General features: G+C 42.1%; 19 protein-coding genes, 1 pseudogene and 2 CRISPR repeat arrays. Of the genes and pseudogenes, 14 read left to right on the forward strand and 6 right to left on the reverse strand.

Annotated elements, in window-relative coordinates; translation table 11 throughout:
* Positions 1–39: 39 nt before the first annotated feature.
* From DESGI_RS02645 to DESGI_RS02660, 4 genes are all read right to left on the reverse strand, one after another.
* On the reverse strand, positions 40–1,257 hold the full coding sequence (locus DESGI_RS02645) for an IS256-like element ISDgi1 family transposase (protein ID WP_006521022.1): 1,218 nt from the start codon (positions 1,255–1,257) through the stop codon (positions 40–42).
* Positions 1,258–1,346: 89 nt separating this feature from the next.
* On the reverse strand, positions 1,347–2,360 hold the full coding sequence (locus tag DESGI_RS02650; protein WP_006524050.1) for a site-specific integrase: 1,014 nt from the start codon (positions 2,358–2,360) through the stop codon (positions 1,347–1,349).
* A complete protein-coding gene (locus DESGI_RS02655) occupies positions 2,347–3,321 on the reverse strand; it encodes a tyrosine-type recombinase/integrase (RefSeq protein ID WP_006524049.1) in 975 nt (324 codons plus the stop codon). The genes DESGI_RS02650 and DESGI_RS02655 overlap by 14 nt, the downstream gene beginning before the upstream one ends.
* The gene (locus tag DESGI_RS02660) at positions 3,314–4,546 is read right to left on the reverse strand and encodes a site-specific integrase (RefSeq protein WP_006524048.1); all 1,233 of its coding nucleotides are present in this window, start codon (positions 4,544–4,546) and stop codon (positions 3,314–3,316) included. Before DESGI_RS02660 ends, DESGI_RS02655 begins: the two co-directional genes overlap by 8 nt.
* A 137-nt stretch (positions 4,547–4,683) precedes the next feature.
* Here DESGI_RS02660 and DESGI_RS02665 point away from each other — a divergent pair.
* A pseudogene (locus DESGI_RS02665) lies at positions 4,684–5,373 on the forward strand (group II intron maturase-specific domain-containing protein); the annotation flags it as partial.
* Between the two features lie 107 nt (positions 5,374–5,480).
* A CRISPR array of direct repeats spans positions 5,481–6,102; the repeat unit is 30 nt; unit sequence GTGGAACCAACACATTTGATGTATTGAAAT.
* 465 nt (positions 6,103–6,567) lie between these two features.
* Here DESGI_RS02665 and DESGI_RS02670 read toward each other — a convergent pair.
* Positions 6,568–7,735, reverse strand: a protein-coding gene (locus DESGI_RS02670; RefSeq protein ID WP_492207322.1) for an IS3 family transposase whose coding sequence is annotated in 2 segments (ribosomal slippage) — positions 6,568–7,452 and positions 7,454–7,735 — 1,167 coding nt in all. Because the reading frame shifts where the segments join, the coding sequence is not laid out codon by codon here.
* A 127-nt stretch (positions 7,736–7,862) separates the two neighbouring features.
* Positions 7,863–8,613: direct repeats of the CRISPR family, unit length 30 nt; unit sequence GTGGAACCAACACATTTGATGTATTGAAAT.
* 212 nt (positions 8,614–8,825) lie between these two features.
* Between DESGI_RS02670 and DESGI_RS02680 the strand changes: the two genes are divergently transcribed.
* The 13 genes from DESGI_RS02680 to DESGI_RS02740 all read left to right on the forward strand — a co-directional run bounded on the left by DESGI_RS02680 (position 8,826) and on the right by DESGI_RS02740 (position 22,449).
* Positions 8,826–9,305, forward strand: coding sequence for a MarR family winged helix-turn-helix transcriptional regulator (locus tag DESGI_RS02680; protein WP_006524044.1), 480 nt, complete (start codon positions 8,826–8,828; stop codon positions 9,303–9,305).
* 117 nt (positions 9,306–9,422) lie between these two features.
* Positions 9,423–10,610, forward strand: a complete 1,188-nt coding sequence (locus DESGI_RS02685; protein WP_006524043.1) for an ArsA family ATPase — start codon at positions 9,423–9,425, stop codon at positions 10,608–10,610.
* Positions 10,591–10,821: a hypothetical protein gene (locus DESGI_RS02690; RefSeq protein WP_006524042.1), complete on the forward strand. Its 231-nt coding sequence runs from the start codon at positions 10,591–10,593 to the stop codon at positions 10,819–10,821. The genes DESGI_RS02685 and DESGI_RS02690 overlap by 20 nt, the downstream gene beginning before the upstream one ends.
* A gap of 233 nt (positions 10,822–11,054) precedes the next feature.
* On the forward strand, positions 11,055–11,717 hold the full coding sequence (locus DESGI_RS22840; protein ID WP_006524041.1) for a hypothetical protein: 663 nt from the start codon (positions 11,055–11,057) through the stop codon (positions 11,715–11,717).
* 199 nt (positions 11,718–11,916) lie between these two features.
* Positions 11,917–12,321: a type VII toxin-antitoxin system MntA family adenylyltransferase antitoxin gene (mntA, locus tag DESGI_RS02700; protein WP_052543919.1), complete on the forward strand. Its 405-nt coding sequence runs from the start codon at positions 11,917–11,919 to the stop codon at positions 12,319–12,321.
* A 325-nt stretch (positions 12,322–12,646) separates the two neighbouring features.
* Positions 12,647–13,198, forward strand: a complete 552-nt coding sequence (locus DESGI_RS02705) for a DUF4342 domain-containing protein (protein WP_006524039.1) — start codon at positions 12,647–12,649, stop codon at positions 13,196–13,198.
* 19 nt (positions 13,199–13,217) lie between these two features.
* Positions 13,218–13,895: a response regulator transcription factor gene (locus DESGI_RS02710; protein WP_006524038.1), complete on the forward strand. Its 678-nt coding sequence runs from the start codon at positions 13,218–13,220 to the stop codon at positions 13,893–13,895.
* The gene (locus DESGI_RS02715) at positions 13,888–15,309 is read left to right on the forward strand and encodes a sensor histidine kinase (RefSeq protein WP_041284745.1); all 1,422 of its coding nucleotides are present in this window, start codon (positions 13,888–13,890) and stop codon (positions 15,307–15,309) included. Before DESGI_RS02710 ends, DESGI_RS02715 begins: the two co-directional genes overlap by 8 nt.
* Positions 15,310–15,965: 656 nt before the next feature.
* Positions 15,966–16,625, forward strand: coding sequence for a response regulator transcription factor (locus DESGI_RS02720; protein ID WP_006524036.1), 660 nt, complete (start codon positions 15,966–15,968; stop codon positions 16,623–16,625).
* Complete coding sequence (locus DESGI_RS02725) at positions 16,622–18,016, forward strand: HAMP domain-containing sensor histidine kinase (RefSeq protein ID WP_006524035.1); 1,395 nt, start codon at positions 16,622–16,624, stop codon at positions 18,014–18,016. Before DESGI_RS02720 ends, DESGI_RS02725 begins: the two co-directional genes overlap by 4 nt.
* Positions 18,017–18,100: 84 nt before the next feature.
* The gene (locus DESGI_RS02730; protein ID WP_006524034.1) at positions 18,101–18,943 is read left to right on the forward strand and encodes a hypothetical protein; all 843 of its coding nucleotides are present in this window, start codon (positions 18,101–18,103) and stop codon (positions 18,941–18,943) included.
* 436 nt (positions 18,944–19,379) lie between these two features.
* Positions 19,380–20,624, forward strand: coding sequence for an MFS transporter (locus DESGI_RS02735; protein ID WP_006524033.1), 1,245 nt, complete (start codon positions 19,380–19,382; stop codon positions 20,622–20,624).
* A gap of 322 nt (positions 20,625–20,946) precedes the next feature.
* Positions 20,947–22,449 (forward strand): DUF4901 domain-containing protein, encoded by a 1,503-nt coding sequence (locus DESGI_RS02740; RefSeq protein WP_006524032.1) that lies wholly within the window; start codon positions 20,947–20,949, stop codon positions 22,447–22,449.
* A 213-nt stretch (positions 22,450–22,662) separates the two neighbouring features.
* Here DESGI_RS02740 and DESGI_RS02745 read toward each other — a convergent pair whose 3' ends face one another.
* On the reverse strand, positions 22,663–25,368 hold the full coding sequence (locus DESGI_RS02745; RefSeq protein WP_006524031.1) for an MSEP-CTERM sorting domain-containing protein: 2,706 nt from the start codon (positions 25,366–25,368) through the stop codon (positions 22,663–22,665).
* Between the last annotated feature and the right edge of the window lie 140 nt (positions 25,369–25,508).

Raw genomic sequence — 25,508 nt, forward strand, 5'->3', positions numbered from 1 at the left:
TTATCCTTGAGGAGAACAAAAGCGTAAAACTCAATTTTTTTATATAGCCATCTCTGATTCTATCCTATCACCAAAGTATATGGCAAATTGGGAGATGCAATTTTTCCAATCTTTAACTGGCATAGTCCATTTTTTGGCTGCTTCAACGGTGGCCAGGTAAATAATTTTTTTCAGTGCATCGTCTGTTGGATAGGCAGTTTTAGTTTTGGTTACTTTCCGTAGTTGCCGGTGGTAACCCTCGATGATATTAGTAGTATAAATCATTTTACGGATTTCATATGGGTATTTAAAATAAGCTGTTAATTCAAGCCAATTCTTCTCCCAAGAACGAATTATAATGGGATGTCTTTTACCCCAGTTTTCTTTGAATATTTCAAAGGCTAACTCGGCCTCTTCCAGGGTTAACGCCTGGTATACTTGCTTAAGATCAGCCATCAGTTCCTTTTGTTCTTTGTATGGCACATACTTTAGGGAATTACGGATTTGGTGAATGATACAAAGCTGAATTTCGGTTTTGGGGAAAACCGTGTTTATAGCCTCGGAAAACCCGGAAAGCCCGTCTTTACAGGCAATCAGGATGTCTTGCACTCCCCTGCTTTTGAGATCATTACATACGCCAAGCCAAAAGCTAGCACTTTCATTTTCCCCAATCCAGATGCCAAGTATTTCTTTTTGGCCAGCCATATTTAGGGCCAACACACTATAGGCCGCCTTGTTTATTATCCGGTTATCTTTACGAACCTTGAAATGGATAGCATCAAGAAAAACAATAGGGTATATACGGTCAAGTGTCCGGGACTGCCACTCTGCAATCATCGGTAGTATTTTGTCTGTTATCTTGCTGACCATGGTAGGGGATACGTCGATACCGTAGATATCCCTCATGTGGTCCTCAATATCACGTGTAGACATACCCTTGGCGTACATGGCTATAATTTGGTCTTCAAGCTGGTTGGATGTCTTTTCATATTTGCCGATAATCCTGGGTTCAAATTCACCATTACGATCCCGTGGGATTTCTACTTCTGTCTTGCCAAACTTAGTTTGGATAGTCTTCTTATTGTAACCGTTGCGACTGTTGCCAGTATTATTGCCTTCAATGCTGTGTTTTTTATACCCGAGGTGCTCTTCAATTTCAGCCTCGAATATCTGCTGCAAGGTGTCCTTGAATAGATTCTTGAGCATCTCATGTACGTCTTCTACGGTGCGGCAATCCTTTGCTAATTCCTTGATCGTTTTGTCTTGCATGGCTTGCATAAATGGTCATCTCCTTTATTGGTAGTTATAACCATTTACACTAAATTAATTACGTTCTCATCAAAAGATTTACTTTGCATATTTCGTTATCACTTCAAGCTAGACAACCAGTTAAGAAGGCTGGTATTTTGAGACCAATCGGGAAGATCGCTGTCAACCAATTCAGGGTATGCATTCTCAATTGCCCGCCGCTTGAGTTCGGTATCGCATTTTGCATATACTTCGGTTGTCTTTATATCTACATGTCCAAGAAAGTCCCGGATATAAATAAGATTGACGCCAGCCTGAAGCAAATGAACACTTTTGCTGTGGCGGAACATATGTGGGGTCACCCGTTCAGGTACAATACTCGAAACCTGTCTGGCAGACGTCACATACTTGGAAATGATATAGGAGACACCTTCTTTTGTGAGCTTGTTGTGTTGTTTGTTGGTGAACAGCAGATAGTCGCTCTTCCACGGCTTTTCGAGCTTGTTTTCATGAATGTAACTATCAAGAAGCGTGGCAGTATTTTTCATCAAAGGTACACGGCGTGTTTTGTTGCCTTTCCCGGTTAAAACTAAGACTGACGGATCCGTTAATATGACATCCCGCACCTTAAGATCAACCAGTTCCTGTACCCGGCATCCAGAATCATAGAGAACCGACAGCAACGTAAGGTCGCGGCGCCCTTTGGGTGTAGATTTATCCGGTTGGGACAGCAACAACTGCATGGCATCTGTGTTCAGATGCGGAACATCCGATTTAGGCGCTTTTTTAACCGGAATGGATAGCACCTTTTGGAAGTTAGCCAATCCCATCGGTTCTTCATATTGGGCATATCGAAAGAATGAATGTATTGCCGTCAGCCTCTGGTTTCTTGTTGAAATGCTGCAATTACGATTGGTTTCAAGCCATCCGAGAAAATCTGCAACCAAATCATGGGTAAGCATACGCATGGTCAGTTTTTCAGCGGGTATGTCTTGCTGCTCCTGACAGTATTGGAGTAACAGCTTAAAAGTGTCCCTGTACGACGCGATCGTGTTCTTGCTTGCATTCTTCTGCGCCGGCAAATATACCGTAAGAAACTGTGTGAGATGTTCCGCAAAGTCAGTGGATTGCATCAACCGCACCTCCCAGAGAGGGGATGATATCCGGATAGTATCCTTCAAGTTTGATAGTGATGTCCGGAAAAACATCGGCGGTGAGTCTCAGATAATATGCCGTGTCCTTAAAGGAATCGTGTCCCATATATGTTTTCAAAATTGGAAGATACACCGAGAGATCTTTCCCGTCGGCAACCCACTTTTTCAGGCAATGGCAAGCGTAAACATGGCGAAAATCATATATTCTTGGGCCTTTTCCGCGCCCTCCATGAGAAATGCCGGCTTTCCACAGAAACCGTCTGAAATTATGGTATGCGTTTCCTGCTGTCATTGGTTTGCCGTTAAGACCTGGGAAAAACCATTTGCTGTCACCTATACCGATAGCATAGTCGCGACAACGAGCTGTAAGTGCGGCTGACATCGGTACAAGTCTGCTGTTATCTTTTTTTGAATGTTGGATGGACAGTATTCCATCGTTAAGGTTAACGTCTTCCGTTTTCAGCAGCCTTGCCTCTTGCGGTCGGAGTCCACAGGAATAAATCATCCTGAAGAACACCGGCATGACCAAATGCCTGTAAGGGCATTCACTGACATAATGGCATTGATCTGTGGCACTAAAAAAGCGCAGGAGCTCATTCTCAGTGAAGATGTACGGAATATACTTCTCCTCAGCTGGGTAATAGCCTTTCGGCAGGATATATGCGTTAATTCCAATGTTGTCCATGTAAATCGCAAGTTGCCGGAGCGTGGATGCTCTTGCACATTGAGTAGCTTGCGCTTCGTAAAGTTTCTTTGTGCACCAATCGAGAACGATTTCTCGGGTAAGGGCGGTTGCATCGGGATATTTTTCAGCTGTGAATATGGAAAACCGCATCAAGTTTTTCGCATCCGCCTCGAATTTATAGCCTATGGCCCGTTTGAGTGAAATATGGTCTGTGATATATTCGGCAAAAGGTCCTTTGAAAGAAAGGTCATGCATGAGGAGTCACCTCCGGCATGTCCAGGGCGCATTCCCTCAGCTTGCTTATGTCTACCTTTAAATAGACTGCGGTGGAGTCTGTATTGGAATGGCCGAGGATATCTGAAATCACCTCAAGAGGAGTATCGTGCTCAAGCATTCTGGACGCTGCCGTATGGCGAAGAGAGTGCATTCCGCGGCGCTTTTTCAGCGTTGGCAAATGTGCAATCTGCATATACGATTTAATCAACTGGGATAAATGGTCCCCTTCTGAAAAAGGAAGAAACGGCGCCATATGACGAACAAAGATAACGGGGGAATCTACTTTGGGCCGCCCATACTGCAAATAATCTATGACTGCCCAGCCTACTTCCTTCGGTATCGGGAGGGTAACTGTTTCATGAGTCTTTGACTGTGTGAAGGTCAGCTTCTTTTCCTCCCAGTTAAAATTGGAAAAAGTCAACTGTTTTATGTCGGTAACACGCAGTCCTAAAATGCAAGCCAATAAAATGATGGCGTAATCGCGTTTTCCCTTGGGGCTTCCGCGGTCGATGGCTCCAATCAGTGCTTTAAGCTCTTCCTTTGTCCAAACAGACGGAATTCTGGTCTGCTTTCTTGCCTGTACCATCGGCGTTTTTGATGCCAGATCTTCATTCAGGATACCCTTATCGTTCAGGTATCTCAGAAATGCCCTGATTGAGCAAATGTTCTGCTCCACGGTTTTGTAGGTGTATCCGACCAGCGTTCTAATGTATCCGTTCACAAGCGGTAGAGTGATTTTGCTGCAATTATATATGCCTTGTGCAAGAAGATAATCCATAAATCGCGCCGACTGCTTCACATAGTGGTCGATCGTAACAGACGAGTATTCCTTGCGCTCGCAATGATACCTGAAATCCGTGCTGATATCAACATAATACGGATCTGTAAGCAGTTCATGGTGTTTGTAGTACCGCCTCAGCACAACATGATGAAGCTGGAAATCTCCGATCATCCTTACGACACGGATATCCTGAACATCTCGCTGAGAAAGGGTATTGTCCAGGTCTTTTCGCAATATGTGAAACTGAGTTTCAAGAAAATCTAGCCCCAACTGCTCCGAAAAGTAGGTTGCGCCTCGTTCTTCTGCGAATTTCAGCAACTTGAGCCAACGCCTTCGGTAAAAGCTCATGGTGCCTTCAACATAGCCCAGGCGCAACAGTTCATGCTCCAAGTCCTGCAATAATTCTTTAAGTGTTCTTTGCACATTCATTCCCCCAGTAATGAATTCTGGGCACTTGCCCTTCTTTCATTGTTCAAGAATATGCAAAGTTAATCAATTAAGAATTCAGTGTTTATGCTGGATAGAGGGTTTTACTTGGCATTTTAACTTTCTTTGCATAAGGTGGACCCCTGAGTCCGATTCTTAGCAATATCATGCTAAATGAACTGGACAAAGAACTTGAAAGAAGGGGGCACAGGTTCGTCCGCTACGCGGACGACCTAATAATCTTCTGTAAAAGTAGGAGAAGTGCAAAGCGCACATACGAAAACATACTTCCATATATCGAGAAGAAACTATTTCTTAAAGTAAATAGAGAGAAAACGGCGGTTGACTACATAGGTAAAGTGAAATTTCTTGGGTTTGCATTCTACCGGTATAAGGGCAAAGCGAGAGTCAGAATTCATCCGAAATCCGTTGCAAAGATGAGAAATAAAGTGAGAGAACTCACCTCCAGGAGCAACGGAATGGGCAATGAAGTCAGAGCAATGAAACTTAGACGCTATATTATGGGGTGGGTCAACTACTTCAAGATAGCGGACATGAAGAAGCTATTGTCTACTACGGATGAATGGATGCGAAGACGTATCCGCATGGTTTTCTGGAAACAGTGGAAACGAGTGAGGACAAGATTTAAAATGCTCAAATCACTTGGAGTCCACGAACAAAAAGCATGGGAATATGCAAACACTAGGAAAGGCTACTGGAGAACCTCCCATAGCCCAATCCTATCCAAATCCCTTAGAAATGATGTACTCAAAGGGTTTGGGTTCCTATTCTTTTCAGAGTATTATCGACAAGTCACAGCGTAAACTAAGGAACCGCCGTGTACCGAACGGTACGCACGGTGGTGTGGGAGGTCGGCTACTCAACTAATGGGTGGCCTCCTACCCGATTCTATAATCACCTGTTCGGTCTGGTGGAACCAACACATTTGATGTATTGAAATTGCAGACATTGCGTTTTCATAAACCACTTTAGCGCGTGGAACCAACACATTTGATGTATTGAAATGTCTGAGCAAACATTGCCACCTGCTCAACCCTTGGGGTGGAACCAACACATTTGATGTATTGAAATCCAATACTGCATATCCTTGGCAAAGGTGAAATGGACGTGGAACCAACACATTTGATGTATTGAAATGTGGTTCGCGAACTTCTATTTAAGTGGACTTGACCAGTGGAACCAACACATTTGATGTATTGAAATAGCTAATGTAAGTGCAAAGATTGGATTAATTAGTTGTGGAACCAACACATTTGATGTATTGAAATACCGGTTAAGCAAAAAACTGAACAGGTAGTTAAGAAGGTGGAACCAACACATTTGATGTATTGAAATCCGTTTACACCGAGGTAACCGATGAAGCCAGGAAGTGTGGAACCAACACATTTGATGTATTGAAATAAACCTTGGGGATGCCAGTAGCCTACGGTGAGTTTGGTGGAACCAACACATTTGATGTATTGAAATTCCTGAGTAGAAAGTGCCTGACGTATAGGCATAATGTGGAACCAACACATTTGATGTATTGAAATACTACAATGGACCCCAATGTCAAGACACGATTTTTTTAAATTCAAAGCGACACTGGGTATAGCATTAACATAAAAACCTTTCCGACTGAATGTTTCGATGCGTTAGAAAGACGCAATAAGGTTAATGTATACTGAGCCAACTAATATTTCACAATAATTAGAAAACATGGCGGTCTCCAGAGGGAGGGGTAGTTATCCCCATTTACAACGCTTAGCCGCCGCTTGCGGTCGGAGCGAAGCGGAGAGTCTTGACTCCATGTGCTAGGCTTAATAAACCCGACCGTAGACAATTGATTTTTTGGCGTATATCCGTCGGTCGGGTTACCCATTAAACAGCACATGGAGTCAAGACCGGCGGTCTCTTTGTTCACATCAGCTTGCTTAAGGTTTGACAGCGGTGTTCTCAAAATATTAACTCAGTAGCCAATTGGCCATTTATTTAATCCCCACTTTCAAATATCCTGGTTATGCAGATTGCTGTGGTAAGTTAGTAGTAGCATAATAAACATCCGCTGGAGTCTTCTTGCCAATAGATGTGTGCGGGCGCTCGAAATTGTAATAACGCATGAAAGCAGTAATTCCTTGGCGGAGAGCACGAGGGGTTTCGTAGTTCTTTAAATAAATATCTTCCCATTTGATGGTTCTCCAAAAGCGCTCTGCAATGGCGTTATCCAGGGCCCTACCTTTACCGTCCATGCTAATCTTAATGCCATGTTCTTTCAGCGTATTTATATAAACAGGGCTGGTAAATTGACTGCCCTGATCACTATTCAATATGATAGGGGCTCCGTGCGTTTCGATGGCTTTTTTTACAGCCTTAATCACAAATTCCTTATTCATCGTATCGGAAAGCTCGTATCCAACAATCATTCTGGAATACCAGTCAATGATGGCCACCAGGTACATCCAACGGCCTTGCATGGCACAATACGTAATGTCGATTCCCCAGACATGGTTAGGGTGGGCCGGTTTGACATTGCGAAGCAGGTATGGGTATACATACTGGGCCCTATTACGTTTGCTGAGGTTGGGGCCGGGGTAAATCACCCGTATTCCCATTTCCCGCATATATCGTTGAATGCGTTTGCGGTTGACCTTATAATCTACGCCATCCATGTTATTAATGTCGTCAACAATCCGCCTGGAGCCTTTAAATGGGTGCTGCGTGTGGATCTTATCTATTAGGTGCTTAATTTCCACTTCGTGTTTAGACACCTTTTTGGCAGTCCAGTATAGACCAGTTCGATTCAAAGATAATAGCCCGGCCTGAGCTTTTATGGTTAAGTGTGAATTTGAGATATCCCAATCCACCATAGCTTTTCGTTCATTCACGGGGTAAGATACCGCCAGATTTTTTTTTAAGCCAATCCAACTGTGTTGTTAGACGGCCGACTTGCGCGTATAAGTTTTCGATGGTTTCTTCTTGTTTGCGCTTTTCTTGGGCAGCTGCCTTAGCACTCTTAGAGGTGGCGAATACCTTGTCAGCGCCTTCTAAGAGCTCCTTCTTCCAGCGGTGTATCACACTGACATGTACCCCGTATTCCGAGGCAATTTCGCCTATGTGGCGTTCTTCTTTTAGGGCTTCTAAAACGATCTGCAATTTTTGCTCTGGTGACCACTGTTTTTTTTGCATGGGGATGTGCTCCTTTCACTTCTCAGTTTACTTCGAGATTGGTGTCGCTTATCCCCTGCAAAATCGTGTCGCATTTCCTGGGACCATTATATACTGATAGATCAGTCTCATTGGCTATGGTTTTTAAGTGGAACCAACACATTTGATGTATTGAAATATGAGTACGTGAAGGCCAATGAAATCAATAAAATAGTGGAACCAACACATTTGATGTATTGAAATATCTTACCCTTAACCCAAATTAAAGTGTTTAATTTGTGGAACCAACACATTTGATGTATTGAAATTTATTTCCTGGTTGCGTTTGATTCGGCTGGGTGTAAGGTGGAACCAACACATTTGATGTATTGAAATAGAATAGCGGGTGGAACGCCGATATATGCAAACTAGTGGAACCAACACATTTGATGTATTGAAATATTGATATGGAAACAGGAGAAAGAAAAAAGAATGAAGTGGAACCAACACATTTGATGTATTGAAATAGGAATACACCAGGCCCGGCCAAGTCTTTGGCGTGTGTGGAACCAACACATTTGATGTATTGAAATGTGAGCAGAGAAAACAAAAAGCCTCTTTCCTCTAAGTGGAACCAACACATTTGATGTATTGAAATGCAATTCCTGCGCTTTCTCTTTAGTTGGCACGATCGTGGAACCAACACATTTAATGTATTGAAATTGGTGTAATTGAAGCAGAAATAACCAAAGATGGATGTGGAACCAACACATTTGATGTATTGAAATACATACAAACCGGTTGGACTAGAAGGCGGGGGATCAGTGGAACCAACACATTTGATGTATTGAAATTTAGTTAAATCTCTCCTTTATTTAAAAGTTACTACAGTGGAACCAACACATTTGATGTATTGAAATTAATTATGAGCAACAAGGAAAGGCAAAAGCGACATGTGGAACCAACACATTTGATTTTGAGTCTCTGAGTGAGATATTTTTAGAAGCAAATGTTAAAATTGATTTCAAAAAGTCCGTATTCGAAACTCTTCTCTTGACAAAAAATAATTTACGTGATATTTTGTTAACTGAAATATTCGTCATCTGTAATTAAATCCACGAGGTGTTATTTCTTGAGCAGCAATATCGATATATACGAATTTATACTGGATAATATTCGGAAGATTGTTGTACCTGAAGAGCTCATTACCTTAGAACTGTCTATATCCAGGTTTGAGCTTTTAGCCTTAATGCTCTCCGAGAAGCATCAAACTGTCACCATGAGCAACCTGGCCCAGGGTATGTCTGTGCCTATGAGTACAGCCACCGGGATTGTCGACCGCCTGGTTAAAAAAGGACTGTTAAAAAGAGGCAGGAGTGAAGAAGATCGTAGGGTCGTGACCGTATCCCTAACGGACAACGGCAAAACTTTAGTTGAGGATTTAAAAAAACATTTCCATGATTTTCTTAACAGGATACGAAGTCTAATCACCAAAGAAGAATTTGATATGGCTGTGCAATTAATTCGAAAAGTAGTTCTGGGATTCCAAAAAAGTGAAACGAACTCCGATAAAAAACCGGGCCAATACAGAAGAAACATCGAAATAGAATAATAAGTGAATTACGCAATGCAATTTTTTTCTAAATATATTTCGTAATACGAAATAATTATTTATCGTAAGTTATGATGTGCGTAATAATCGAGCTTAAAATTTAGGGGGAGTGCTAAAATGAGGGTTATTCTTTACACAGGAAAAGGCGGTGTCGGCAAGACCAGTTTGGCCGCAGCAACAGCTATCGCTTCCGCTGCGTCGGGAAAAAGAACAATTGTGGTCAGCACGGATGCCGCATACAGCCTTGGAGATTCTTTTGACCTGGGATTAAACGATGAGCCGGTCAAAATACGAGAGAACTTATGGGCCCAGGAAATAAGCGCCCTGTTCAGCGCGGAGAAGAGTTGGGGTAAGGTGCAGGAGTACCTTTCGGCACTGCTCATATCTCAAAACATAAAAGACATTACTGAGGAGGAACTGGTTGTTTTCCCGGGTTTGGAAGAACTGTTTAGCATGCTTGAAATCCTTAACCATTGCAGGGAAGGGAAATACGATGTTTTGATTGTTGACTGCGCCCCCACGGGCGAAACCCTCAGGTTGCTTAGTTTTCCCGAGGTCCTTAAGTGGTGGCTGGAAAAGATATTCCCGGTTGAAAAACTCCTACTTAAAATAGCCCGCCCCATATCCAAGCCGTTGTTTGGAGTACCCCTGCCGGGTGATGATACCATGGACAGTATTGCGGAGTTGTTTCAACAACTCAGGGAAATGCACGAGGTGTTGACCGACCAGGAGGTGACTTCCGTCAGGATCGTGGTAAATCCCGAGAAAATGGTCATCAGGGAAGCCGAAAGGAGCTTCATGTATTTGAACTTGTATGGTTTCAATACCGACGCCGTGATCGTTAACCGGTTGCTGCCTTCGGTGAACCTGGGACAGTATTTCGAAAAATGGGGAGAAATACACCATACCTACCTCCGGTACATCAAAGACCAGTTCAACCCGGTGCCTATTTTCACAGTGCCGTTGTTCATGGAGGAAGTTACGGGTTTTGAAGCCCTTGAAATAATGGGCAGAGAGTGTTTTGGAGAAAATCCTCCCGAACAGTTCTTTTTCCACGGGCAATCACAGAAGATAAGCCAGACTGTTGACGGATATGTATTGGAAATGGCGCTGCCCTTTGTGGAGAAAGGGGCTATCTCACTGTCCCAGAAGGGAGATGAACTTACCGTCAGGGTGGGCGATTACAAGCGAAATGTGTTTTTGCCCCGTAAACTTCTGGGACGGGACGCAATAGGGGCAAAACTGGAGGACGATGCACTGAAAATAAGGTTTGGGGGTGTAAAAAATGACAAACAGAGACTGTGAAGCCTGCCCGGTTAAAGAACTACAAAAAATTCACCGGCTGGTTGAAAAAAGAGTCCTTGAAAAACTGCCCGAAGAAATGCGGGAGCCACTGCTAGAAGCTAAAAGGCAAATGCGCCTGGCGTTACGGGGTTTGATCGGGCATGTGTTTGAGGAGAAAAAAGCCTGTAATGAGAAGCATCCGGTTGAATCACGCCGTATAGATTTAGACTGAAATAAAAAATCATTCGTTGGGAGTTGTGATTGCCATTTCGATTGGACTTTTGTATCTGATTGGTGGGAAAAAAGCTTTCAATAGAATACAAAACCCTGTTTAACACCGTTTCCCGCTCCGGGCGTAGATATGGTAAGCCGGGGGCTAAGCAGATGCCGGGGGATTCTAAAGGTGTCCAGGTGCCGTAGTCTGCCAAGATGCACTGTATTTAACTGGAGTGAGGAGGTATTTACTTGAAAGTTTTTGTGTCTTTTATTCTCGTTGCATTCTTGGTTCATGTGTTCCTTTACTGGGTTTTTAGGAGTGCTAAAATAAGTGAGCCTACAGAAACCCAGAGACTTAACTGCTATTTGTCTGAATACGATTTTGATGAAAGGCACAATATTGTTATTCAGTCTTCGCCGGAGAAGGTATTTGAAGCTATTTACAATTTAGACATGAGCAAATCCAAAGTTATCAAACCCCTTCTGTCATTGCGAAGCATTCCTTACCGTTTAAGCCCGGACAGAAAACCGGAAAAACAAGAGCCATCAGGGTTATCAATTGAGCAATTGATAAAGAATGGAGGTTTTTTTCTGCTTGAGGAGATTAAAAATCAGGAGATTGTCATAGGACTGGTGGGGAAATTTTGGCACCTAACCGCGGATATGATCCAATTATCAAACGTTACCAATTTTACTAATTTTAATCAAACAGGTTATGGCAAAGTTGCCTGGAATTTTTACATAGAACAAAATGCCGATGGTACTGTAACATTGTCAACTGAGACCAGGATTTTATGCCTGGGGGAACAGGCAAAATCCTCGTTCCGTTTATATTGGGCGGTTATAAGGCCTTATAGCGGTTGGATACGGATTGAAATGTTAAAGATGATAAAAGAACAAGTGGAAAAATAACCAATATGGTTTTAAAGTGGTTGGTACCGATACAAACCTTTGGTATATGTTGCGGGACAAATCGTAAAGCTGAAAAGCACCCATTGGCTTAGTATGGTTTTATCTGATATGCATCGAGAGTACAAATATAAAGTTTTGTACTGAGAATTATGGTAAAATAAAGGTATTCATATTCAAGAAAAAGATCGTGGTGATGAGTTTGTATCGTTTTAAAAAGATAGAACATAACGTCATGGAATATATTCCGTTGCTGATTGAAAAAATGAGAATTGACGGGGATATTGTAGCCATTTTTCTTTTTGGGTCATACGCGGAGGGAAAACAGACTCCCGTCAGCGATATTGACCTGGCGGTTCTTGTCGACGGTGACTTTCCCCCTAGCCGTTATTTTGAAAAAGAGTTAGAATTGCTTGCCATAATAACATCATTACTTAAAACAGATGAAGTAGATCTGGTAATTCTGAATCATGCTCCACCAGCCCTTTCTTACCGGATATTGAGTAAGGGGCAATACTCTCTCGTCAATTTATTGGGCAATTCCGTTTGGCGAAAAAGAAATTACCACAATGAAAAATCAGGCAAGGGATGTTCTCTCTTGGTTTGATAATTTGAACCACCCTGTACCGACTTGGTATCTGAAAAATTTTATGTTCAATAGATAATGTGTCATTCAAGCCGAAAGCACCTTTTGAGCTTCATTTTTATTTTTAGTTTTCCAGTTCTTTCTTTAGCTCTAATACAGTCTTCATAGATAGTCCGGTAAGAGCAGATTCCTCAAACGACGGACCCGGGTTTGAAATTGTAGGAATCTATTCCAGATACAATTCGGTTTTTTATATTTTTTAATCTCTTTCTAATCTTATTCACATTAAAATTAAAGCTTTGGTGGTTATAATCATGTCATAAACGATTTACTGGAGGGGTTTATTATGGCTACCATTGAACAAGTTGAAAAATTAATAGAAAAGGCAAACGTTACATACGACGAAGCAAAAACCGCGCTGGAAGCTTCAGGTAACGATCTCCTTGACGCGTTGATCTATTTGGAGCGCAACGGTAAAGTTCAGCCGCCACCAAACGGCGGTTATTACAATTCAAAGAATCAAGCTGAACCGGAAAAAGAAAGTTTCGGCACCAGCCGGGAAAAGAACACGGAAAACGGTAAAACATTTACCGGTATAGTAAATAAATTTTTTAAATGGTGCGGCTACATAATCTCCAAAGGTAATGAAAACTCATTTGAGGTTAGGCGAAATGGCAAATACGTGATTGCCGTACCGGTAACTATTCTCGTACTGTTTTTAATCTTTGCTTTTTGGTTTATTGTTCCACTTGTTGTAATTGGTTTGTTTTTTGGCTACCGCTACGTATTTAAAGGCCCTGATCTTGAGAAAACAGATGTAAACCGTGTAATGGGCACTGCCGCCGATGCTGCCGAAAACTTGAAAAAAGAAATTATAGAGGGTCGTAAATCTCAATAGAAAATATGCAGGTGAATTTATGAATGAGAAGATTCTCCTCATTGAAGATGAGGAAAAACTAGCCCGGTTTATTGAGATGGAGCTATTATACGAAGGATATAAAGTGGAAAAAGCTTACGACGGCCGAATTGGTTTGGATTTGGCTTTGGCCGGCTCCTTTGACATTGTGATCCTGGACATTATGCTGCCCGGCTTGAACGGCATGGAGGTACTTCGGCGTATTCGCAGAAGTTCCTCCATGCCGGTTATAATGTTGACTGCCCGTGATACCACCGTGGATAAGGTCACGGGCTTGGATAGCGGCGCGGATGATTATCTGACCAAACCTTTTGCCATAGAAGAACTGCTGGCGCGAATTCGTAACGCATTGCGGAAAAAAGTGAACGTAACGATGGTCAAAAGCTTATCCGCTTGTGGTCTCACCCTGGATATAGAACGACATTTGGCGGCGGTAAACAATGTTGCTATAGAGTTAACCAAAAAGGAATTTAGCCTGCTGCAATTTCTCCTTGAAAATAAAGGAATTGTTTTAACCCGTGAAACTTTACTGGAGAAAGTATGGGGTTTTGACTATACGGGAGATACAAATACCATAGACGTTTATGTCCGTTATTTACGTTCTAAGATTGATGAACCTTTCGGGATCAAACTTATTCACACCGTCCGTGGAGTGGGGTATGTGATTAGAGATGAATGAAACTAAAAAGGTTAATTCTTCACTGGTTTTTAAACTTAACACCTGGCATCTATCACAGGTGTTTTTGAGTTTCTTATGGATCAATATTATTATGCTCTCGCTCTTTGCAGGAGTGCTTGGATATCGCGCTGAGTCATATTTAGCTAACGCGGCTAAAACAATGGCGGAGCAAGACTACATTATTGAAGAAAAACCAGAGGGCGTCAAATTGCCCAAGATATTAAATGTCCCATTCCCGGAACATATGCGGGGAGCAATTCGGCAAGTTATTACCGAGCCCGGTACAGATTCCTTTGGGGAAAATCTTGACGGCATTAAATACAGGGTTTGGGTTGCTTTGCCTGATCAGGGCTCATATTATGCCGTAGAGTACAACATAGGAGATTACCTGTCGGTATTCTTGCCGGCTTTATTTGTAACAATGATTTTTGAACTCTTGTTTTTTGCCGGCAGCATTGGTAAAGGAGCAAAAGCGATGAAACGTGCTCTCCAGCCGATTGCTGATTTAACTCAAAGTGCAAAAAACATCAATACAACCCAAACCGCTCAGCCCATTGCACAACTGCGCGACTTAACAGGAACAATCGATACAATAAATGCCACAGATTTGGACACGAGAATATCAATCAGCTCAGATCAAAACGAGTTAAAGGATTTAGCAGGTGCGATAAACGGTATGCTCGACCGCATTAACGAAGCATATCGTTCGCAGATACGCTTTGTATCTGATGCTTCCCATGAATTACGTACGCCTATTGCGGTCATCCAGGGATATGCCAATCTCTTGGACCGATGGGGAAAGAATGACGAAGAAGCTCTCCAGGAATCCATTGAAGCAATTAAAAGCGAAGCAGACAACATGAAGGACTTGGTGGAACAGTTGCTCTTCCTTGCCAGAGGTGATAATGATTCGATGCAGCTTAGTATGGAGGAAATTAACCTTAGCGAGCTTGTAGCGGAAATAATGCGTGAAACGGTTATGATAGACCCCAATCATGAGTTTAAATCAAAGACTGATAGCAACGTTTATACTATAGGCGATATACAGCTGATCAAACAGGCGATCAGGATATTTATTGACAACAGTGTAAAGTACACTCCCTATGATGGTGCAATATCTGTCACTACGAGCCGTGACGGTGATTATGCAAAAGTAGTAGTCCAGGACACCGGTATTGGCATTCCTCCCCAGGATATCCCCCATGTATTCGATAGATTTTTTCGTGCTGATGATTCTCGTGCACGCAAGACAGGCGGCACAGGTCTTGGACTGTCAATCGCTAAATGGATAATTGACCGGCACCGGGGAACTGTCGAAATCTTAAGCCGCAAGGACATAGGCACAAGAATAATCATCTCATTGCCGGTAATTGCACCGCCTTCCGCGTGGTCCAAGCTACAGACTGGAAAATAGAAAAACCATATTTGGAAATTAATTACTGGTATTTTTAAGATGTATTTGATGCCAAGTGGAACAAAAAATATTAGCATTTTTGGTACATTTGATATTGACGTTTACAACATGATAAAATCCACATAAACGGTCACGAAAAACCCGCACAAATGGCCAAATAAAGGAAAATAAAACTCGCCCCCTTTAAATGGCCATTGACAATTTCCCCTGACCCATCCCCGAAGCCTTGATTCACCACCTGTAAAGCCTTCCTCTTCTTGGATGCGTTCAAAGATACGGTTAGCGGTGTAACGTTGTTTGGGGGGCATTTAGGTTTTCGATTATCCAATCTCTGATGATTGGTACGTATTGCTCTTTAAGTGGTGTCGGCGGAGGTGTTTTACGTTTGTAACGTGTAGCTTCTTCTAGCGAACCATAAAGTATTTTGCGGATAGTTGCCGGGAAAGAGCAGTTTCTCTAGATATTTGTCTGATTAACTTATGTTCCCGGTCAATTTTTATTATAGCGGATGCAGAGGTCGCGATGACATACTCTTTTTTTGAGTTTTTGGTTTTGTAGGAGACTCAATTATAGTAATATATGATATTGATATAGGTTAGCTAGAATCGCCTATATTTTATACTTAAAAAGTTTAGAAAAAGAAAAGGGGTGAATTTATGGCATTAATCTTAATTGTTGAGGATGAAATGCCTATTAATATTTTAATTAATAGAAATCTAAAACTAGTAGGTCATGAGTGTATATCTGTATACGATGGTGAAGGTGTGCTTGAAATTATACAAAGATACACTTTTGATTTAATATTATTGGATATAATGCTACCTAAAATGAATGGTTATGAAGTTTTAGAGACAGTAAAAGAAATGGACATACCCGTTATCTTTCTTACATCAAAGAGTTCTCTTTCAGACCGGGTTAAGGGTCTGACATTAGGTGCTGATGATTATATTGTGAAACCTTTTGAAATGTTAGAGTTACAAGCAAGAGTTGAAGCTGTGCTTCGTCGAACAAATAAGGAGCAAAAGTTTTTTGTACTGAATAATGTTCGAGTAGATTTAGATGGTCGACAAGCCTTTCTTAATAATAAATTGGTTGATATTACACCGCAAGAGTTCGATTTGCTGGTGGTTTTGATTCGAAACCGTAATATTGCTCTTTCACGCGATAAGCTATTGGAGCTGGCATGGGGTTATGATTTTGAAGGTGACACAAGAACGGTTGATGTTCATATCACAAAGTTAAGAAAAAAACTAGGTTTAGGTAATTACATAAAGACAGTATACAAATTGGGATATAGACTTGAGGTGTTAGATTGAAGTTTAGAACATTTATTGCAACCTTTGCCTTATTTTTAATAGTATTCTTCTCTAGTCTACTTTTTATTTCAGTTTTTATTATTAACAATCAGATGGATATTATAAAGGAGCGTGGAATAAATGAACATTACTTTATTTCATCATCTTTTGGTAAAGATCTCATGGCTATAGTTGACAGGGGAGGGAACTTAGGCGATGCAATAGAGCAGCTTTTTAATTTCTATGCAGAGTATTATCAAAAACAAGGTGTGTATTTAGAATTACTTTCCCAAGGAAAAATTATATATAGTAATTTACCAGAACGTTCAAATAAATTAACATCTTATGCTATTGAGCCCGGTATTAGAAAAGCCACTTTTCAAAATATAGGTGATAGTGTTTATTTTAAGGTCGTTGGAGAGTTGCCGGGAACAGATAATAGATTTAGCATCCAGTATCTTCACGATATTTCTGGCAATTTAAAAGCATGGCAGACAACACAGCGTATTTTATTGTTGGTTGGCATCATATTTACTATTATTTTAGCTGTAAGCCTTCAATTGATTCTCAATCGTGTCTTTGAACCACTAGATATGGTATCTATGGCATCAAGAAAAATTGCTAATGGACAATATGATAATCGTATTATCGTGTCTGGTCGTCATGAACTTGCTGAAATGGCAGAGAGTTTCAATAACATGGCAGAGGAGATTCAACGTCGTATTACCCAATTAGCAGAGGCGTTTGAGCAGAAACAGCAATTTGTGGATAACTTAGCTCATGAGATACGTACCCCTCTTACTTCAGTTTATGGGTTTGCTGAGTATATCCAGAAAACCACCATTAGCGATGAGGAAAAAATGTTTGCTGCCAGTTATATTATGTCCGAAAGCCAATACATGCTCAATATATCAAACCGGCTTTTAGAGCTAGCCACATTAAGAAATCAGGTAATTAAAATGAAAGTAGTCGATGTAAACAGTTTATTTGAACATTCACAGAAATCTCTTGCAGCAAAATTGGCTGAAAATCAAATATCACTTAAATGGAAAATTGATATTGATTCTACCTATGGAGATAAGGATTTACTACAGAGTTTGCTTGTCAATTTTACTGATAATGCAATAAAAGCCTGTAATCCTGGAGGTATTATTGTATGGAATGCTTATATTGAAAATGGCTGTAGAGTTTTATCTGTTCAGGATAATGGTTGGGGTATTCCACAAAATGAAATCAATAAAGTAACAGACCCGTTTTATCGGGTGGATAAATCACGCAACCGGGCAAAAGGTGGCGTAGGACTTGGACTTTCTATCTGTGAACAAATAGCTAATTGCCATAATGCTGTACTTTCAATCGAATCATTACCCAATGTTGGTACCATAGTAAAATTAACTTTTACAAGTCTATAACAAGTTCATAATAACTCAATAATATTATGGATTTATATTCTATTTGTGTTTATCACTAAATCAATTTACAAAGGAGATTTATTTATGAAACAAACAATGGGAACAAAGAAAAAGAATATTTGCAGGACGGTAGTAGCAAGTGCAATGGCTATTACGTTATGTAGTACGGTTTTTGCAGGAGCGAACAATGTGGCAATGGCAATGGCATTGGATAAGGAGGAATCCATTTCTACAACGTACAACGTTAGTACTACAATTGTTGATAAAGCTGAAGACTATGTTAAAGCTGATTACAAAATTTTAGAGAACAAGGTTATGCGATCTATAAACTCTGGTGCATTACCTGTAGACCAAGCAGCTGAAATTGGAGCCCAATATCTTTGGGATATGTTTAAGGTTGACCTAAATGGCAAGACAATCTATATGTCCCATTTTGTTGATCCTGAAGTTGCTAAGGCATATTGGAAAGGTGATATTATAGAAACGGGTAGTGAAATTTCAGATGCACCACCAGTTTACAGTTTTGTCATAGAAGCTATATCTGGCGCTAGAGTTTCTGCATCAAAAGAATGGGAAAAAAAAGAAACAACTATACCATATAATCTTGAAAAGCTAAGAGAAAAGTATAAGAATTGTAATGAATACTTAGACTTAGCCAAACAGTTTTCAGAAAAACATTCTGGAGTTAAAGCAACTAGTGCAGAATTTGAGGATATATCTGCATCCCTTGATGAAAGCAGTATTGAATATGGGAAACCCTTTTCTGAATCAGGTAATTATATGGCCCATGAAATATTTGTTCGGATCATCGTAACGGATGAACAAGGACAGAAAACAGAAGTCGAAATATCAACAGACAGTAAAACTCTTCAATTTATTAATGTTATTGATCCTAATAGGGAAAATAATGAGAATTATCTTGGTTAATAACAAATGCTTTCCCGAAAACGACCCGCAGACATGAGATTTCACCCAATAGTATTTACAGTGGATAAAAAAGCGCATATAATAATTAAGTTCACTAAAGCCTATTGAAGCAAGTTCTAAAATTCAGGGGGAGATTCAACTCCCCCTGAATTTTAGAACTGCAAAATGCATGACTTAGTTGGTGTTGTACTCCCACTTATAGAAGTGGGAGACTTACGCCAAGTTAGTCAGGTTAAATTTACTTGAAAGGGTGACTTCTAAACTAATGATCGACTAATCCTATTCCCTAAAAAACATTCGTAATACGAAATTATTTTCTGGATGGGATTAGTGTGTATTTTTATATATTACAAAAGGAACATTTGAGTACGCGAGTACCGGCTCTTTTTGTTTTACTCTGTCTCCTGTCCGGAATAACCGATAAGGAGGTTTTTTATTGTCTGCAGCATCCACATCCAGCCTATATCGCAATAGCGTTGTGCAAGGCATCCTGTTATCACAAATCTTTTTACAAATCGGGATCTGGGTACGCAATTTCTCCGTGTTGCTGTTTGTAGTGGAAATGACGGGCGGGGATCCCTTCGCCGTTTCAATGGTTTCGGTTGCCGAGTTCGCGCCCATCTTTATCTTCTCGTTTATCGGGGGCACCTTTGCCGACCGCTGGCGGCCCAAACGGACGATGATCTGGTGCGATGTCTTGAGCGCCGTTTCGGTATTTGCCGTATTGCTGGCGCTGATTTTCGGCTCCTGGCAGACTGTTTTTTTCACCACCCTGTTTTCGGCGATATTGTCTCAATTCTCGCAGCCGTCCGGGCTAAAGCTGTTTAAAATGCATTTACCCGCCCGGGAGATACAGGCCGGCATGTCGCTTTACCAAACCATTTTTGCAGTATTTATGGTTTTTGGACCGGTGCTGGGCACCTTTGTATTTCAAACCCTGGGCATTTATGTGGCCATTGCTATAACGGGAACCACTTTCCTGCTGTCTGCCGCTGCCCTGTTATTGCTGTTGCCGGCCGATATCAGGGAGGAAAGCAAAGTGCCTGCGTCACTCCTAAAAGAGATGGTGGCGGGGATTCGTTACCTGCTCTCCAAGAAAGCGCTCACGCTGCTTGGGGCCTGTTTCTTGGCTGCCGGCCTGGCACTGGGATTAATCCAGCCGATGGGTGTGTTCCTGGTTACGGAACGACTCGGACTGGAAAAGGAATTTTTAAAATGGCTGCTGACCGTCTACGGGCTGGGGATGATTATGGGCGGCGGACTGGCCGCGGTTTTCGCCAAAGCAGCAGCACCGCAAAAACTGCTTATCTTCGGTCTGTTCTTCGATGCCATCGGTATAGCGATATGTGGTATATCGACGACAACGTGGCTGACCTTGGCGGGACAGTTTGTCAGCGGCCTGGTATTCCCCTGTATCTCCATAGGCATCAACACAATAATGCTGCAAAACACTGATCAACAGTTTATTGGCCGGGTCAACGGCATTCTAAGCCCTCTGTTTACCGGGGCCATGGTTATCACAATGGGCATGGCGGGCCTGCTCAAAAAAATCTTTTCTCTGGTTGCCATATATGAAGCGGCTGGAATGCTGTTTATCATAAGCCTTTTATTTATCCTGCCGTTGTATGGCCTGCCGGCTACCCAGCCAAGTAACTGCCTGCCCGAGCAGGAAAATGGATAGAAAACACCAACCAGGCGTGCTATATTAGTTCTCACCAAGCGCTGCCTTTTAATATTCTTAGCCCTTTGCCTGCCGCTGGGCTTATTATCCTCTAGGAACAAACCCTGGCATTAGAACGTCGAATTAATAAAGGGCGGCACCATCAGAGGCTGAAAATCCAGGAACTTCATGTCATTCTGAGCGTAGCGAAGAATCTTAAGCCCAAGATCCTTCGCTAACGCTCAGGATGACACTTCCAATACTTATTTTCAGGATAGGAAATTATAAACTGGAAAATTTAAAACTTGGAAAATACGAACAGGGATTTTGCGAGGTGATAACCATGGAATATATATACAACAAACTCCGGGAAAAAGCGTCGTCCATTGTTTCCATCCCCGAGAATTACCATTTGGTAGTTGAAGACAATATAGCAGATGAAAGGCTCTTTATTTGGGAGGACCCCCAACACCCGGAAGCAAATATCGAAATAACCTTAGATTTGCAAACAGGCGAATTGATAAAATTATCAATCGACAAGAATCAAGATAATGCTTGCAGCGGTGCGGATTGTGCCATCCCCTCTGCTGATCAAGCAAAAAGAATCGCGGATGAATTTATCAAGCAACATCTGCCTGACCTCCGGGGAGAATATACATGGATTCACATCGAAGCGGGCCGGCGCCATATGCATATCAGCTACCGGCAGGAAACAGGCGGACTGCCTCTTCCTTTCTCGGGATGCAACTGTACCGTGGACAGCGGTGGGAACATTACGGACTTTAAGCATTACGGTTGCAAAAATAAACCGGCGTGGCCGGCGTCTATTACTGACGTAAAAACAGTTAAACAGCAAATAGTGGAAGACCTGCGAATGAAGCTGTGCATTATGCGTCTTTACCCATCTATGCATGAAGTTGAAGACCTGGAATACCGCCTTGTTTACGAGCCTGTGCCGTGCCTCCGTTCTTTTAACGCGATAACGGGTCGTGATCTTTTTGAGCCTGACCACTATCTGATGCCGCGCAGCCATCCCGTACGACCTCCGCAACAGGCACCAGAGCAACAGGAAAATAATATCGAAAAACTGATCGGCGTCGATCCTCATTTATTTGTCTTGGTTCGAGAGAAGGAAGACGAAGAAGATATTCGCTATGTCTGGAAGAAAAAAGAGCATGCGCATCAACCGGTTGCAATCGTAGAAGATCGTTCCTTTGATGCATACTGGCGCAAGAGACTTCCTAACATATGGTTGTTTGATAACTCCATTATAGCCGTGGTCGAAAAAAGCACCGGGCGCCTTCGCCAATTGTATAAAGACAACACTTGCGCAGGAAACCTTGCACTGAGCCGGGATGAATGCTTGGAGAAGGCGTTGCATTTTTTACAGCGTGTTTTCCCCGAGTATCCTCATTATCTCCAACTTCAAGAAAGTAAGGAACCAGAGGATGGCCAACGTCCGGACCGGGAATTTTTTGCTTTTGACGTTTACGTTAACGGTATACCTGTATACTTAGAAATTGTAAGGGTAAGTGTGCATACCGCGACCGGAGAGATTGGCATTTACAGTGGTGTCTCTTTTGAAATGATTTCGATGCTGGCCGGGCGTAATTTCCACCCCCGGATTACTGAACAAGAGGCGTTAAAAATCTATCTGGAACATTTGGATGTGGAACTGGTATGGGAACGCGAGGAAGATGATTCTTGCGGTTATCAATTGATTTACCGCCCGACAATCTCAGCGGATCGAACTCCCTGTACCCCTGAATATGGTGAACGGCGTGAGGTTCAATATATTGATGCGTGCAGCGGCGAACGGATCTGGAGCAGGGTTATAAAAAAATAGTTAAGCAGATTTCTACTTGCACAGCTTCTCCGTCGGTCGGCAAACCCGTCTTGCAGGCACTGTCAAAACCACGACCAGAGCGGTCGGATCAGGTCTGGCAGGAGGTTCTTTCCAGGCTCAAGGAAAAGTTAATAATTTATAAACTTATTAGTCTATAGAAATGGTGGGGGAAAATTGCCGGCGTATCAATCGGCCGCCCATTCTGGTATGTTACTAGCTGTTATGGCAAGATGTTTTTCGTGTTTTAATAAAAAGTATTACCAGCAGAACGAGAATGGCATATACAAGCGACGGCTCATCAAGCGTTACGGTGGGGATTTGTTCATTATTGTTTAGAATTCTCTCTTGCAGATCCAGCAGATCCTTTTCCTGCTCCGGTGTCTCAACCACAATAAATGCTGTCTGGGGTGTCAAAATTCTTGCCCTGAAGCCGGCGCGAACCAATTCCAAAGGGTCTGGTTTCCCGTTCAACAAATATCTTTGCTGCGCCGCATCAAGAAGAACAGCGTTCTGATACCGGTTGCTTGAAAAAGTAATGCTGTCCAATTCCATATTGCCCGGCACCAATTCCCATTCATCATTGTCCGATACATAGATTCCATTGAAGTCAAGGACAGGCTCCACAATAGGATTCTTTACTCTGCTTCCCGCCTTATTGTCTTCATAAGAGTATGGTGTTAAAGTCGGGTCGTGATTCAAAGCGTAATAGAAAGGACTTTCGGGAAATCTGCCGGATAGAGGATAGATATTTTCGGGAAAAACGGCTCCGGGCATATTATCTGATACTGCTATGATAACCGGAAAGTTTTTGTTGCTTTCCTTACTCAGAATCATTCTTACCGCCCGATCAAAATTGAACCCGCATTCAGCTTGAAATTGTGCCTGCTTCATATCAGCAAGAGAATGGGATTCAACTTTATAGGAAGAAAAAATCACTTCAGCCCGGGTGATATTATTGGCCTTTGCATATTCTTCAATTTGTCCGGTATGCCATGCAATGTCGCTGTTTTTCGAGCAGTCAACAACAAAGTGGTATTCAGGTGTTCTTGTAACATGCTTTAAACCGGCTTTTTGCCAAGGCGAAAGCAGAACTGCTCCATCAACAGCTATTTCTTTTGGTACTGCGTCTCCGCCCAAGGAAATAATCTTGTTATCCAAGTCAAGATTAAATGGATAATTGTGAAGAATTTCAAATCCTGTCCGCCTCACTTCGTGTCCGTTGAATGGAAAGACTCTGAGCTCCAGAGTATTCCTGCCTGTATAGTGCAGCAGTCCCGGGTCGCGGCGCGTGTTTACAATTTGCCGGTAAATAAACAAGGCAGCCCGGCGGTCGGCAAGAATACCCTCTTTTCTATCTCCGGAGACATCAAGGTAATAGTCGCTGATATATGCACCCTCCGGCAGCTTGAAAGTAGTTACATACTCTCCATTTCCCTCTATTGCAGGATTTTTCAGTGTCAAATCAACCCATGACCTGTACACTCCTATTTCCTCATCAAACTCTGTTTTGCCTTGCACATCTGCCAGCCGTACCCGGTTATTCACCATATTCGAATTGGAAAGATTCGCGTCAATCAGATTGTACCCCGAGTCAAAAAACAGATTTTCAAGTGCCAGTAAGTTGTGCTGTGATATGACCTTTCCATCCAGAATGAGCTTTGTGTAAAAGGCTGATATTATGGGTGTGTTTCCGGAATCAAAACCCATCCAACCCCTTGTTAAATCATAGCCGCCCGTAATATTTTTTAATGCTCTTTCAAGACGCGCCAAATCAACCTCAACCGGTTCGGTTATCTCAACACTGTTATGATCCAAATACCGCACGGCAGTTTCAAAATTGCCCTTATCACCCCAGAATGTAGATATCATGCAGACGGGCAGGGTGACGATCCCGGCACAAAAAACAATTATTATTCCAGGCGTTCCCCATGCCTTTGACAGAACAGCCCATTCCTTGATGATATGCCGACTCTGCCAGATAGCAGCAAAGGCAGGTGCAAAAATGAAAATTCCCAACCCGTAAAAAATGAGCCCTACTATTCCCAGGGGGAGAATAGGCAGGAATACGATGAAAAAATACAATATATATGTATAACAAACCGCCTTGAGATAAAACGCCAAAAGCCTGAGCTTTTTATCCTTTACCGTGGGAAGCAGCATCAGCAATCCGTTTAACACTGCAATAATATAGAAAGCGGGGCTTGAAAAATCACCGAACATGCCAACAGAAGTATCACTGGACCATAAACCGGCGTTGCCCTGATTAATTGCCAGACCTCCCAACGGCAGCAGCAGCGATACAATAGTTGTAATAATATAATACCTTTTTGTCGATGGGCTGTTGAATTCACGGTCAGTCCTTTCCTGCCTCCAAACAAGCAGCGTTTTCACTGACAACAGCATTATTGTATAAACGCCTGCTATGATAAAGATCATAAGTATGGCGTTTAAGTTGATGCCGCTGAAAATATTCATCGTTACAAACCAGATAAGTGGAACTGCAATTAATCCTGCAGCATAACCGGCCGTATCATTACTCTTTTCAGCGATTATTGTGTTCAAGGCCGTACCGTATATGCCATACAAAACAGGAATCATACATAATATGACAAAAACCAGACGTGGGCTGACAAAACCCGTCATATTGAATAAATCTTCATTAAACAGCAGCATAAATGCTGTAAATAACGCATACACAGTTGAAATTGCTGTGAATACCCTTGTGTCCGTGGAGTTTTCTCTGCGTTTAATGAGCGCGTAAATTGAAAATATCCCCATTAACAGCAGAGCTGCAGCACCCGAATAAGCCATCGATGCAATATTTAACCCTCCGGTGCCAAAAGTAAAGCAACCTAACAGCACCAGTTGGGGCAATGTCACAAATAATAATATGTAAACGGGTTTAGTAACTGCTTTCATGTTTATCTCCCCCAATAAAGAAGACTTGGTTCAGGTGGGGTTTTGACCCCACCTGAACCTTAGTCGCACTTATTTCGAGTTTATCGCCGCTTAACTCCATTAGTTGGGGACATTCCTGTCCCCAGAGAAATACCCAAGCT

This window comes from Desulfoscipio gibsoniae DSM 7213, assembly GCF_000233715.2.
Taxonomy (GTDB): Bacteria; Bacillota; Desulfotomaculia; order Desulfotomaculales; family Desulfallaceae; genus Sporotomaculum; species Sporotomaculum gibsoniae.

What these genes read in the sequence shown, in the direction of transcription:
- DESGI_RS02720 (WP_006524036.1), top strand. Translation starts at nt 15,966, where the DNA reads ATGGCATTAATCTTAATTGTTGAGGATGAAATGCCTATTAATATTTTA.
- DESGI_RS02655 (WP_006524049.1), bottom strand. Translation starts at nt 3,321, where the DNA reads ATGCATGACCTTTCTTTCAAAGGACCTTTTGCCGAATATATCACAGAC.
- DESGI_RS02730 (WP_006524034.1), top strand. Translation starts at nt 18,101, where the DNA reads ATGAAACAAACAATGGGAACAAAGAAAAAGAATATTTGCAGGACGGTA.
- DESGI_RS02740 (WP_006524032.1), top strand. Translation starts at nt 20,947, where the DNA reads ATGGAATATATATACAACAAACTCCGGGAAAAAGCGTCGTCCATTGTT.
- DESGI_RS02705 (WP_006524039.1), top strand. Translation starts at nt 12,647, where the DNA reads ATGGCTACCATTGAACAAGTTGAAAAATTAATAGAAAAGGCAAACGTT.
- DESGI_RS02650 (WP_006524050.1), bottom strand. Translation starts at nt 2,360, where the DNA reads ATGCAATCCACTGACTTTGCGGAACATCTCACACAGTTTCTTACGGTA.
- DESGI_RS02715 (WP_041284745.1), top strand. Translation starts at nt 13,888, where the DNA reads ATGAATGAAACTAAAAAGGTTAATTCTTCACTGGTTTTTAAACTTAAC.
- DESGI_RS02710 (WP_006524038.1), top strand. Translation starts at nt 13,218, where the DNA reads ATGAATGAGAAGATTCTCCTCATTGAAGATGAGGAAAAACTAGCCCGG.
- DESGI_RS02645 (WP_006521022.1), bottom strand. Translation starts at nt 1,257, where the DNA reads ATGCAAGCCATGCAAGACAAAACGATCAAGGAATTAGCAAAGGATTGC.
- DESGI_RS02745 (WP_006524031.1), bottom strand. Translation starts at nt 25,368, where the DNA reads ATGAAAGCAGTTACTAAACCCGTTTACATATTATTATTTGTGACATTG.
- DESGI_RS02690 (WP_006524042.1), top strand. Translation starts at nt 10,591, where the DNA reads ATGACAAACAGAGACTGTGAAGCCTGCCCGGTTAAAGAACTACAAAAA.
- DESGI_RS02685 (WP_006524043.1), top strand. Translation starts at nt 9,423, where the DNA reads ATGAGGGTTATTCTTTACACAGGAAAAGGCGGTGTCGGCAAGACCAGT.